Below are 12,821 nucleotides of genomic sequence, written 5' to 3'. Positions count from 1 at the left end.
GGTTGGGAGCTTGATATGACCATCCATAGTCTTTCTTGCCTCTATAGACTTCGCATAAACAATCACAGTCTTTGTGTTGTGTTGTGTTTGTAGTCTTTGTTTTTGGTCATTCTATGTGTTTGTTAAGTCTTTTTATTGACTGTTGTCAATTTTAAATAACTTATCAGGCAGTGTTGTTTTGATGACTTTCAATCGAAGACTTAAGGTGTTTCAAGTGAGGTGGATCACGCTGGGATGGTGATTGTTAGCAGGTGTGGATTTTATCCATAAGCAATGAATTTTGTGAAGGTCTGGCAGATTAGGTGTATTAGGTACGGAAGCAGTGCGAGATGAGAGAGGTAGGGTGGAGGCTAGTAGGTTAAGTTGCGCCGGACGGTTTTCAAAACCTCGGGCAGCGCAACTGACTATGTTATGACTTACTGATAGTGAAAATAAAAGTCTGCGATGGTGCAGTCACCGGCCAGGCCGATCGCGGCTGATAATTTGGCATAGTAGCTATCAAGCCCAACCGCCTCAACCGCTTCAATCGCGGGTTTGATCCGCATGCAGTAGAGCTCAGGGTAACCCTTTTCAACCACCTTGTTGTTAGGGATCTGCTCGCCACACACCGCTTTATAGTAGGTTCTAACGGCCTGCTTGACGCTGGCTGGGGCCTGATTAACCGACACCTGCTCGCCAAGATCCATCAGTTTTTGCAGAGTGGGGAAGGTGTCTGTGGTTACGCATTCGCGTAGTCTGGCGAAGAAGTTAAGGAAATACTCCACCGAACCCAAGTCCGAAATCTTGGGTTTGGTTGATTTACCATTGCGGTTGCCTGCGGTTGATCTTGCACCTACTGAGGGTATCAGCTTGTCTAGATCAAGATTAAACAGATTGTCGGCAATCTCGCGCCGCTCTTTTAGCGGTATTTCCAGCATTTTGGCTATCAGTGCCTTAGCGGGCGCATCGAGCAGACCATGGTTGGTGAGCCATTGTGTGCGTGAATATTCTCTTTTGGTCCGCGCCCAATCCGGCGGGTTATCCGAGTGGAACAGCGTGGATTTACCTTTGCTGTCAAAGGCGATATAGGTGCCATCGGCAAACTGAAAACGGGTGTTTTTAAAGCTGCCGATAGTGGTGTTAATGACCAGTGCGTCTTTGACAAATTTGGCGACTTCAGGGGCCATGACAAAACTTGTCGAGCTATCACTGTTGATGACTTCCTTCAGTTTACTGACGTCGGTCACCTTGGCTGGCAGTAAGGGGAATTCAAAAAATGCGTGTATCATTTATCTGATTGTCCTTTGATTAACCTTTGTCTAATCCAATACTTATTGGAGTTTATCACCTCTTTAGGCTGTCTGTTGCTACTAATTATGATAGCTAGCGCACAGATGGCTTGATTAACTGTTTTTTAGTCTAGAGAAAGTAAGGGAAGAAAAGCTGAAAGGTCAGTTACAAGGAGGCGGAAAGCGTTATCCAGGCATTAAAAAAGCCAGCCGATAGAGTAACCGGCTGGCCTATAACAGCGTGTCGAAATGACTAAATCAGTCTACGCGCAGGATACGGCTGGTATTGGTGGTGCCCACGGTGCTCATGACGTCACCTTGGGTAACCAGTACCAGATCGCCGGACACCAGGTAGCCTTTATCACGCAGACGGGCGATAGCGTCATTAGCGGCGGCGACGCCATCGCTGTGGCTACCGAAGTAGACCGGGGTGACACCACGATACAGCGCTGTCAGGTTCAGCGTGTGTTCATGGCGTGACATGGCGAAGATCGGCAGACCTGAGCTGATACGTGACATCATCAGCGCGGTGCGGCCAGATTCGGTCATGGCGATGATGGCGGTAACCCCTTTAAGGTGGTTAGCGGCATACATGGTCGACATGGCGATGGCTTCTTCGATATTGTCGAACTGCACGTCCAGACGGTGCTTGGACACGTTGATGCTTGGGATTTTCTCTGCGCCCAGGCAAACACGCGCCATGGCGGCTACGGTTTCGGCAGGGTACTGGCCCGCAGCGGTTTCGGCAGACAGCATGACCGCATCGGTACCATCCAGCACGGCGTTCGCCACGTCCATCACTTCGGCGCGAGTCGGCATTGGGTTGGTGATCATCGATTCCATCATCTGCGTGGCGGTGATCACCGCACGGTTCAGCGTACGGGCGCGACGGATCAGTTTCTTCTGGATGCCCACCAGCTCCGGATCGCCGATTTCGACGCCCAGATCGCCACGGGCAACCATGACCACGTCGGAAGCCAGGATGATGTCATCCATCGCTTCGTCGCTGCATACGGCTTCGGCACGTTCTACTTTTGATACGATTTTGGCGTTGCAGCCTGCGTCACGTGCCAAGCGGCGAGCATAGTTCAGGTCTTCGCCGGTGCGCGGGAAGGAGACGGCCAGGTAGTCGACGCCAATTTTGGCGGCGATCAGGATATCGGCTTTGTCTTTCTCGGTCAGGGCTTCGGCAGAGAGGCCACCGCCCAGTTTGTTGATGCCTTTATTGTTCGACAGCGGGCCACCTACGGTGACTTCGGTGAACACTTTCATGCCCTGAACTTCCAGCACTTTCAGCTGTACGCGGCCATCGTCCAGCAGCAGTACATCGCCAGGAACCACGTCAGCAGGCAGGCCTTTATAGTCGATACCGACTTTTTCTTTATCGCCTTCACCCTTGGTCAGGTTGGCATCCAGCAGGAATTTATCGCCGATGTTAAGGAAAATCTTGCCTTCCTTAAAGGTGGAAACGCGGATTTTTGGCCCTTGAAGATCGCCCAGGATAGCGACATGACGCCCCAGCTTGGCCGCAATTTCACGCACTTTATCTGCCCGTGCCTGATGGTCTTCTGCATTGCCGTGGGAAAAGTTAAGCCGAACTACGTTCGCACCAGCAGCAATAATCTTTTCCAGATTATTGTCGCGGTCGGTAGCCGGACCCAGTGTGGTAACGATTTTGGTTCTTCTGAGCCGTCTGGTCATGTATTACTCCGTTGACTTGTGACGCAAGTATTGGTGTTGCTGAACGTCAGATAACGAAACCGGATGAGGGGGCCGACGCTTTTCGCCTACCCAATTTTCATCTGGGTTATCTGTATGAACGAGCTATCAGGGTACAACTATAATCCCGTGGGTCAACTTGTGATCTGACCGGCGGTTTTTAAATCCGTTTTCAGTCGAAACTGTTGGGGACGATCCCTTTATCAAAGCGCGATTCTTTCAACGCTTCCTTGACCCGCTTCAAGTTATCTCTGAATTTAGCCCCTCGACGCAAGGTAAATCCGGTAGCCAGTACGTCAATCAGGGTTAACTGTGCAATTCGGGACACCATGGGCATGTAAACATCGGTATCTTCCGGCACGTCCAGCAGTAGGGGGAGGGTCGCAGCCTGGGCCAGTGGTGTATCTTTCGAGGTGATGGCGATGACCGTGGCGTCATTCTCTCGTGCCAGATGCGCCATCTCGACCAGATTCTTGGTGCGCCCTGTATGGGAGATCAGTACCACGACATCCCCCTCGACAGAATTCATACAGCTCATGCGTTGCATGACGATATCGTCAAAATAGACCACAGGAATATTGAAGCGGAAAAATTTGTTCATGGCATCGTGCGCCACGGCGGCAGAGGCCCCGAGCCCGAAGAACGAGATTTTTTTTGCCTGGGTAAGCAGATCAACCGCACGATTGATTGCGGTAATGTCGAGATTTGCCTTTACTGTATCCAGGTTGGCCATCACCGACTCAAAGATCTTACTGGTGTAAGCGGCAACGGTGTCGTTTTCTTCGACATTGCGGTTTACATAGGGTGTACCGTTGGCCAGGCTTTGTGCCAGATGCAGTTTGAAGTCGGGGAACCCTTTGGTTTCCAGGCGGCGGCAAAAGCGGTTAACGGTCGGCTCACTGACATCGGCCAGTTTGGCCAGCCGGGCGATGCTGGAGTGAATAGCGGTTTGTGGGGAGGCCAGGATCACCTCGGCGACTTTCCTTTCCGATTTGCTCAGGAGCTCCAGATGGCTCTGGATTTTTTCCAGCGTATTCATATAACGAGAGTCACTCATGGTTTATACCTGCCGGACACCGGCTGTCACTGGCGATCCATAGGGTATGTCGATTTCAATCAAAGGAGAAATCAATCCGGTTTAATGAAAATATACTACGTGCTGGTAAGCGTTGGCAGTGTCGACAAGGGATAAGCTGGCTTTTTTCACCAGAACATGACCTGTGTCTAACTTTCATAATGGTAAAAGAGTGTCAAAAAAGACAGAAAATTACAGTTTCCCCCGTTGCCAGCAGCGTTAGCGCCGCGCCAGGGATAACGCCGTAGTTTCTGGGGCTTTTTTTCTGCTTTTGATCCGGGTTTACTGGCCGTAGCGAAAGAGAGTACATTAGTAATGTAAGAAAATTACAAATATCCTGCATCGAGGAGATGAACATGGCGGTAACCTCTACAGCCCAGGCCTGTGACCTGGTTATTTTCGGCGCAAAAGGCGATCTGGCGCGTCGTAAACTGCTGCCTTCCCTGTACCAGTTAGAGAAAGCCGGTCACATCCACCCGGATACCCGTATCATCGGGGTAGGCCGTGCCGAGTGGGATAAAGAAGCTTATACCAAGGTGGTCAAGGAAGCCTTGGGCACCTTTATGAAAGAAAAGCTGGACGATGAGCTTTGGGCCACGCTGAGCGCACGCCTGGACTTCTGCAATCTGGACGTCAACGACAGCAAGCACTTCGCCGAGTTAGGCAAGATGCTGGACCAGAAACATCGTACCACCATCAACTATTTCGCCATGCCGCCAAGCACCTTTGGCGCCATCTGCAAGGGTCTGGGCGAGGCCAAGCTGAATAAAGATCCGGCGCGCGTGGTGATGGAAAAGCCACTTGGTACTGACCTGGCATCCTCACGGGTGATCAACGATCAGGTTGCTGAGTACTTTAACGAATCCCAGGTTTACCGCATCGACCACTATCTGGGCAAAGAGACGGTACTGAACCTGCTGGCACTGCGCTTTGCCAACTCCCTGTTTGCTTCCAACTGGGATAACCGCACCATCGATCACGTGCAGATTACCGTGGCGGAAGAAGTGGGTATTGAAGGGCGTTGGGGCTACTTCGATCAGGCCGGGCAGATGCGCGACATGATCCAGAACCACCTGTTGCAGATCCTGACCATGATCGCCATGTCACCTCCGGCGGATTTGACCACTGACCGTATCCGTGATGAGAAAGTGAAAGTGCTGCGCTCGCTGCGCCGTATCGATCAGACCAATGTCCGGGAAACCACCGTGCGCGGCCAGTACACCGCAGGCTTCGTGCAGGGTAAAAAAGTACCGGGCTACCTGGAAGAGGAAGGGGCAAACAAGAGCAGCAACACCGAGACTTTTGTGTCCATCCGTGTCGATATCGACAACTGGCAATGGGCCGGGGTGCCGTTCTATCTGCGCACCGGTAAGCGTTTGCCGACCAAATGTTCAGAAGTGGTGGTGTACTTTAAAAACCCACCGCTGAACCTGTTCCGTGACTCCTATCAACAGCTGCCGCAGAACAAACTGACCATTCGCCTGCAGCCGGACGAAGGGATCGAAATCCAGGTACTGAACAAGGTGCCGGGTCTGGATCACAAGCATCGTTTGCAAACCACCAAGTTGGATCTGAGCTTCTCGGAAACCTTCAATCAGGAGCACGTGGCCGACGCCTATGAGCGCCTGTTGCTGGAAACCATGCGTGGCATCCAGGCGCTGTTCGTGCGCCGTGACGAAGTAGAAGAGGCCTGGAAGTGGGTTGACTCAATCATGGATGCCTGGAAAGCGGACAACGAAGCACCTAAGCCTTACCAGTCTGGGACTTGGGGGCCGGTAGCTTCCGTCGCGATGATCACACGCGATGGCCGTTCGTGGAACGAATTCGAATAAGCAGTATTAACCTGTTCCCTCACCCTAACCCTCTCCTAAAAGGAGAGGGAACCGATCGAGTTCGCCGCTACCCTGGTGTTTTTCTGGGGCCAGAGGTCGATTGAGACCGATTTATCATCGGAGCGGTAGAGGCTTATTGAGATCACCGTTTAGCTCCCTCTCCCTTTGGGAGAGGGCTGGGGGTGAGGGGCTGGTAACCAGTCAACAGAATTAGCCTAGGTGACCGGCGTCAGCCTGTCTGCTGGCTTTTAGCGGTACGATCGGAATCTGCAGCGATGCGGAGCCCTGTGGCAGGGGCGTGCCATACACCAACCGAAAGTAATGGAGAGAATGACGATGAAAAACTGGAAAACCAGTGCAGAGCAGATCCTGACGGCAGGCCCCGTAGTTCCGGTGATTGTGATTAACAAACTGGAACACGCCGTGCCGTTGGCGAAAGCACTGGTTGCGGGTGGCGTGCGCGTGCTGGAAGTGACGCTGCGTACCGCCTGTGCGATGGACGCGATTCGTGCGATCGCCAAAGAAGTTCCTGATGCCATCATTGGTGCTGGCACGGTGATCAATCCACAACAGCTGCAGGAAGTGACCGAGGCTGGCGCTCAGTTTGCCATCAGCCCTGGCCTGACCGCCGATTTGCTGAAAGCCGCCACCGCAGGCAGCATTCCGTTGATCCCGGGTATCAGCACCGTTTCCGAGCTGATGTTGGGGATGGATTATGGCCTGCGCGAGTTTAAATTCTTCCCTGCGGAAGCCAATGGCGGCGTCAAGGCGCTGCAAGCCATTGCCGGGCCGTTCTCACAGGTGCGCTTCTGCCCAACCGGTGGCATCACGCCGAACAACTACCGTGACTATCTGGCACTGAAAAGCGTGCTGTGCATCGGCGGTTCCTGGTTAGTGCCTGCGGATGCGCTGGAAAGCGGCGACTATGCTCGTATCACCGAATTGGCGCGTGAAGCCGTCAAGGGTGCTACCGCCTAAACCCGCGTTCGCTCCTGCTGATGCCAATCCTCTGTGATTGGCATTTTTTTTGCCTGTAAATACCACAGCTTCACATTTTGCGGTGGTTGCTATCAACTTACTGAATGGATTCCCTGATGAAGCAGGGCCTAAAGCTATGGGGCGTGAAAAAGATTGAATTATGGCAGATTGCTATATATGATAATGAGAATGATTATCCTTACGATGCTGTTTGCAAAATGAGTCAGCATGTCTAACCCGCTGGGTACATTTCTGGCAGTATCTTAACGTATATATTTTCGGGTCAGGATTGGCTTGAAATATTTTTCCGGTAAATAGATTTTATGCGGGATTTATTCAGACAGGAAGTCACAGAACATCAACGTGCCAAATGGGCTGGCAAAGCGTTATTGATAACGGGTATGCCTGCTTGGTGCTTCGGCGTTTTATCGTTATTGTTTCTTCTTGTCTTTCTTGCCTTCCTTATATTGGGTAGCTACACCCGCCGCATCAATGTGTATGGAGAAATAACTACCTTTCCTCGCTCGGTAAACGTGTTTGCACCACAACAGGGATTCATCGCAGAGCGTTTTGTCGGCATTGGCGATGTGGTCAAAAAGGGTCAGCGCCTATATCAACTAGATGTCAGCCGTGTGACGGATACCGGCAAAGTCAGCGCCAATACGCGTTTGGCGCTGGAAAACCAGGTACAGCATGTCGATAGCATTATTTTGAAGCTACAAGACAATAAACGTATGACGTTGGAGAATCTACACCAGCAAAAGCAGCAGTATCAAACGGCCCATTCGCAATCCAAACAGTTGCTGAATAACGCACGTGAAGGGGTTGATTTTGCTCAAGATAACATGCGCTCATATAAGGAGTATCAACGACGCGGCTTGATAACCAAAGATCAGCTTAACGGGCAGACCTATTCATTTTATCAGCAACAGAGTCTGTTCCAAAATTTGTATAGTCAGCATATCCAGGAATCACTGCAAATAACTATTCTGGAAAGTGATATTGTTACGCGCGCTGCGGATTTTGATAACCAGATTTCTCAGTACCAGTTTCAGCGTAATGATTTACAGCGTCAATTGGCTGAAGCAGATGCCAGCGGAGCGTTGATAGTTAACGCACCAACCGATGGTCGTATCGAATCTCTAAGCGTTACGCCAGGACAAATGGTCAATAGTGGCGATAGTTTGGTGCAGATTATCCCTCGTAGCGATGCGATTTATCAATTAGTGCTGTGGTTGCCGAACAGTAGCGTACCCTATGTCTCTGCGAATGATGCCATCAACATTCGCTATGACGCTTTTCCCTACGAAAAATTTGGACAATTTCCCGGCAAGATCGAAAGCATTGCTTATGTTCCTGCCTCCGTTCAAGAAATGTCCACTTATAGCAGTTCCCCCGTGCATCAAACGGCCGCGCAGACGGCATCTTATTACAAGGCCATCATCGCGCTAGAAAAAACGCACATCAGTTATCAGGGCAAAGTGCTGCAGTTGACTAACGGTATGTATGCCCAGTCGACGCTTTTCCTGGAGAAAAGGCCCTTGTATCAATGGATGTTTTCGCCTTTTTACGATATGAAAAAAAGTCTGATGGGACCGATAAATGACTGATTCTTATTTCGCGACGCTGACTGGAAGATTGAACTTGGCACTTGGTAGAAAGGTGCCGCAGATCCTGCAAGCGGAGGCATCTGAATGCGGTTTGGCTAGCTTGGCGATGGTGTGTCATTACCACGGGTTGCAAATCGACCTGTTCAATCTACGCAACCGCTACGGCTTTTCTTCACGTGGGGCAACGATGGCCTCATTGATCGATATAGCAAATGCACTGAGGTTACAATCGCGCGCACTGTCACTGAACATCGACGAACTTAAGGCGTTGAAAATGCCCTGTATCCTCCATTGGGATATGAAGCACTTCGTTGTGCTGGTCAGTATCAGCCGCGGACGAGCGGTGATCCACGATCCGGCTTTCGGGCGTAAGGTGATGGAATTGCATGAGCTCTCGCGGCACTTCACCGGGGTAGCACTCGAACTGTGGCCCGACAGCGAATTTCAACCAATCAAGCAGCAGAGCAGGTTACGTTTTCGCAAGCTCATGGCCAACGTGCACGGCCTCAAGGGGGCATTGTTTAAGATCTTCTGTCTTTCGATAGTGATTGAAGCCATCAACCTGTTGCTGCCGGTTGGCACGCAGTTGGTTATGGATCATGTCATCCTGGCTGGTGACCATGACCTTTTGGCTTTGATATGCATAGGATTGTTGTGCTTCATTTTATTCCGTACTGGCGTATCCATGCTGAGAACGTGGATTTCCATTGTTATGGGGGCGCTGATAGACGTACAGTGGAAGGCGGGGGTTTTCGATCATCTGCTGAAACTGCCTCTTTCTTTTTTCGAAAAGCGCAAGCTGGGTGATATTCAATCCCGCTTCGGTTCGCTGGATACAATCAGAACCACCTTCACCACCAGCATCGTCAGCAGTATTATCGATGGCATCATGTCGGTAGGCGTGTTTATTATGATGTTGCTTTATGGCGGTTGGCTAGTGTGGGTGGTGCTCGGCTTCACGGCGGTATACATCATCTTACGGCTATCGACATACCAATATCATCGGCAACTGTCGGAAGAGCAACTGGTAAAGGGCGCGCGGGCAAGTTCTCACTTTATGGAGACTTTGTATAGCATTGGTACCTTAAAAGCATTGGGATTATCCGAGACTCGGGCACAGTTTTGGTTAAACCTGAATGTGGAAACGATTAACGCTGGCATCAAGTTAACCAAGCTGAATATGATGTTTGGCGGGCTTGGCGCGTTTATTGCAACCTGCGATCAGGTGATCATTCTGTGGTTAGGGGCTGCGTTAGTGATCGACAATCAAATGACGCTCGGGATGTTTGTTGCTTTCAACGCTTATCGAGGCCAATTTTCTGACCGTGCCAGCAGCCTGATCGACATGATGCTCCAGTTGCGTATGCTAAGTTTGCATAATGAAAGGATAGCGGATATCGTATTATCGCCGCCGGAACAGCAAATGCCAATTCGCCAGCTATTTGCCAAAGGCCAGGCGGTGGAACTTCAGATTCGAAATCTGCGTTATCAATACGATCGTCTAACCAAGCCTATTATTGCCGACTTAAACCTCAGTATCGCAGCGGGTGAAAGTGTGGCGATCGTCGGTCCATCCGGTGTGGGCAAGACCACGTTGATGAAATTGATGTGCGGATTACTGACGCCGGATGAAGGCGCGATTCTGGTTGACGGCCTGGATATCAGCAATATCGGTGTGAATAATTATCGCCAGTGTATTGCCTGCGTGTTGCAGGATGACAAGTTGTTGTCGGGTTCGATTGCTGAAAATATTTCGGGATTTGATGCTGAGTGGGATTTTCAGCGTATTGAGGCTTGTGCCCGCCGATGCAATATGCATGACGATATTCAAAATATGCCAATGGGATACGAAACGTTAATTGGGGAGTTGGGGGGCAGTTTATCTGGTGGACAGAAGCAGCGATTGTTGATCGCGCGTGCACTTTATCGCAGGCCAAGTATATTGTTTATGGACGAGGCAACTAGCCATTTGGATCTGAAAAATGAGGTGCATATCAATGATGCTATTGCGAAAATGAATATTACCCGCGTTATCATCGCGCATCGCCCTTCGACGATTGCCTCAGCGGACAGAGTCATTACGTTAGTGTGAAAATAGGGATGGTATGTTCAAATACTTTTATCTCTATGTGTAAATATTCATTTAAGGTGGCGTAAAGCTATGAAATCCTATTCATTAATAATTTCACATAATCCTGATAATACAAGCGGTATCATTTATGCTAACCAATGGTGTGGGTGAGGCATTGAGCTTGTTGGCCAATAACGGCTTAGCTTGGCTATTATCTATAATACATTTAAACGTATGTAAGTGATCTAAATAACATATTTTCGGTGGTTTATTTATTGAACTATTATCTTTAAAATGTTATCTTTTCTATTCCATTAATAGGAAATGGAGGTTTTATGTTTTTAGTTCTGATGGTCTTACAGTTCGTTGTCGCTTTTTTCGCATATGATTATTGTGAAAAAAGGTTAGATAAATTAAATAGTAAATAACCTAAATAAGCAGGGTCGTCATTTTTCGACTCTGCTTTCTATTTCATCCACGATGAAGCTAGGCCTGACTCTGTTTCCATCGTCTGTTCGGTGAAGGATAAGTGAGTATTTAAAAAGCCTAATAATGCAGACTCCGGTATATCTTGTGGTAATTCTAAGGTGTCAATTATTGTTAAGAAAATTGCTCTTAGTAGAACCCCAGGGCCTGAGATATTCAACGTTACCCTCGAATTATTTTTGTATCCATCAAGAGCATAATTGAAAATAAAATCATTCTGGATGTTGCTTTCTACCAACAAAAATATTTTTCTATAATTTTCATTTATAATCTTTAGCGATAGGTCTATTGCTGCTGAATTGCTGTTGGCGACTATAACGTTACTAAAAAACACATTGTTCTTTTTTTATGTCTACTGAGTAGAGGTATGTCGAATGGTATTCTTATTTCTTTCAAACTGCAGAATATAGTGTTACTTCCAGTGTTGCATAAATCCTTTTTCATGGCACTGAACAATGCTGAGCTATCGAAGCAGTCATTGCTCTCAAACATTTTTCTTTCTTTATGTTCTATCTCCCAAAATTTTTCAAAGGTCATTGTGTTTTTCATTGCCTCTATTTTTTCATTGTGTTGTTCGTGCAGACTATTATCGATTAAATATCTTTCAGTATGTGGAAAATCAATGTTTATTTTAGGTAACGTATCGATATCAATGTAAATACCACCGAACTCTGATAGAACCAGTAGTCTTATCACATCCGATGCTGCGGCGAGATTAGTTCTATAGAATATTTCAAAATTGTAAATTTTAAGCCCCCCCTGTTTTCATATTTACTAATTAGGGTGTTAACATCCATTATTTTTATGTTGCGATAGCTTGACTTGATGTTAACAAATTCCTTACGTGCTTTATTTATATAACGACTCGAGAATTTTTTACCTGATACATCAGTAAGATATTCTGCTATTATTCCGTCATTAAATATATTTCTCTCCTGTGAAAAGTACCAACATTGGCGTTGTACTCGCAATGCTTCGTCCTTTGAGGTTTCATCGGAACGCAATGTTGCTTTTTTTGCTTTCAATAGCTCACCTGCTAAGAGTGTTTTGGGATCCATCCATAACATAACACGATAGTCATTATTACGCTTTGCCCATAACTCAACATGCTTGAGTTGAATTTTTGATATTTCACCAATCCAAATAAAGTGAATTAATTTGTTGTTTAATTTTTTGTGTGTATTTGAGTTAAACGCGAGTTGGTATAAGGCTAATAGCTTTTTTTTTAGGATGTACATAGGGATGTCATGAAAATTATTTTCTATGGAAATAAGTAACTCATCGATAAAAATAAGACTTTTCAAAATATTGCTGGCGATCCCTGACTCATAAGCGATAGCTGCATGGCTAAATGTTTCGGCGATGGAGTTTATGTTGGCTTCTTTACTGTTGTACGATGACTTAGATATAATTTCAACGTAAACGGTTTTAAGTATATCTAATAGGATTAATAGTTCATTGCTGTGTTTTCCTTTTATTTCATTAGGTTTAATTATATAGCTATAAAAAATTTTTTCTCGCAGTGTGGCTATTTTATCGCTTAGCTTTTTCATTTGTCATAATGCCCTCCTTCAAGGAGGGCATTCTCAATGGTTAAATGTTCAGTTCTGGTTAAAGTGGCTGTTATTTGAAGAGCCATTATTACTAGGTACTCTTGAACCTATAATAGTGCCAGCATTTGTGCTAGGGCTGTTATTGCCTAAACCAGATGCTCCAGCAAGAATACCGCTGTAACCACCAGAAACGTTTTCAAGATAATTCCTTCATGTTAATCTCTCTATA

9 protein-coding genes are annotated in these 12,821 nt (G+C 47.7%); 4 read left to right on the top strand and 5 right to left on the bottom strand.

Annotated elements, in window-relative coordinates; translation table 11 throughout:
- Window positions 1-416: 416 nt before the first annotated feature.
- The 3 genes from D9980_RS08675 to D9980_RS08665 form a co-directional block, all read right to left on the bottom strand.
- Window positions 417-1,268, bottom strand: a complete 852-nt coding sequence (locus D9980_RS08675; RefSeq protein WP_121607031.1) for a hypothetical protein — start codon at window positions 1,266-1,268, stop codon at window positions 417-419.
- A gap of 258 nt (window positions 1,269-1,526) precedes the next feature.
- Complete coding sequence (gene pyk, locus D9980_RS08670) at window positions 1,527-2,969, bottom strand: pyruvate kinase (protein ID WP_021181157.1); 1,443 nt, start codon at window positions 2,967-2,969, stop codon at window positions 1,527-1,529.
- Window positions 2,970-3,159: 190 nt separating this feature from the next.
- On the bottom strand, window positions 3,160-4,026 hold the full coding sequence (locus D9980_RS08665) for a MurR/RpiR family transcriptional regulator (protein ID WP_024486465.1): 867 nt from the start codon (window positions 4,024-4,026) through the stop codon (window positions 3,160-3,162).
- 392 nt (window positions 4,027-4,418) lie between these two features.
- Between D9980_RS08665 and zwf the strand changes: the two genes are divergently transcribed.
- The 4 genes from zwf to D9980_RS08645 all read left to right on the top strand — a co-directional run bounded on the left by zwf (window position 4,419) and on the right by D9980_RS08645 (window position 10,574).
- Complete coding sequence (gene zwf / locus D9980_RS08660) at window positions 4,419-5,894, top strand: glucose-6-phosphate dehydrogenase (RefSeq protein ID WP_024486466.1); 1,476 nt, start codon at window positions 4,419-4,421, stop codon at window positions 5,892-5,894.
- 336 nt (window positions 5,895-6,230) lie between these two features.
- Window positions 6,231-6,872 (top strand): bifunctional 4-hydroxy-2-oxoglutarate aldolase/2-dehydro-3-deoxy-phosphogluconate aldolase, encoded by a 642-nt coding sequence (locus D9980_RS08655; RefSeq protein WP_021181159.1) that lies wholly within the window; start codon window positions 6,231-6,233, stop codon window positions 6,870-6,872.
- Window positions 6,873-7,195: 323 nt separating this feature from the next.
- Window positions 7,196-8,482, top strand: coding sequence for an HlyD family secretion protein (locus tag D9980_RS08650; protein ID WP_121607030.1), 1,287 nt, complete (start codon window positions 7,196-7,198; stop codon window positions 8,480-8,482).
- Window positions 8,475-10,574, top strand: coding sequence for a peptidase domain-containing ABC transporter (locus D9980_RS08645; protein WP_121607029.1), 2,100 nt, complete (start codon window positions 8,475-8,477; stop codon window positions 10,572-10,574). Before D9980_RS08650 ends, D9980_RS08645 begins: the two co-directional genes overlap by 8 nt.
- Window positions 10,575-11,351: 777 nt before the next feature.
- Here D9980_RS08645 and D9980_RS08640 read toward each other — a convergent pair.
- On the bottom strand, window positions 11,352-11,735 hold the full coding sequence (locus tag D9980_RS08640; RefSeq protein WP_238393694.1) for a TcdA/TcdB catalytic glycosyltransferase domain-containing protein: 384 nt from the start codon (window positions 11,733-11,735) through the stop codon (window positions 11,352-11,354).
- Complete coding sequence (locus tag D9980_RS08635; protein ID WP_121607027.1) at window positions 11,732-12,592, bottom strand: TcdA/TcdB catalytic glycosyltransferase domain-containing protein; 861 nt, start codon at window positions 12,590-12,592, stop codon at window positions 11,732-11,734. The genes D9980_RS08640 and D9980_RS08635 overlap by 4 nt, the downstream gene beginning before the upstream one ends.
- Window positions 12,593-12,821: the final 229 nt, after the last annotated feature.

It is taken from the genome of Serratia sp. 3ACOL1, from assembly GCF_003668775.1.
Classification (GTDB): domain Bacteria; phylum Pseudomonadota; class Gammaproteobacteria; order Enterobacterales; family Enterobacteriaceae; genus Chania; species Chania fonticola.
The sequence above is the reverse complement of the archived record's forward strand: the minus strand, read 5'-3'. Positions and strand labels throughout refer to the sequence as shown.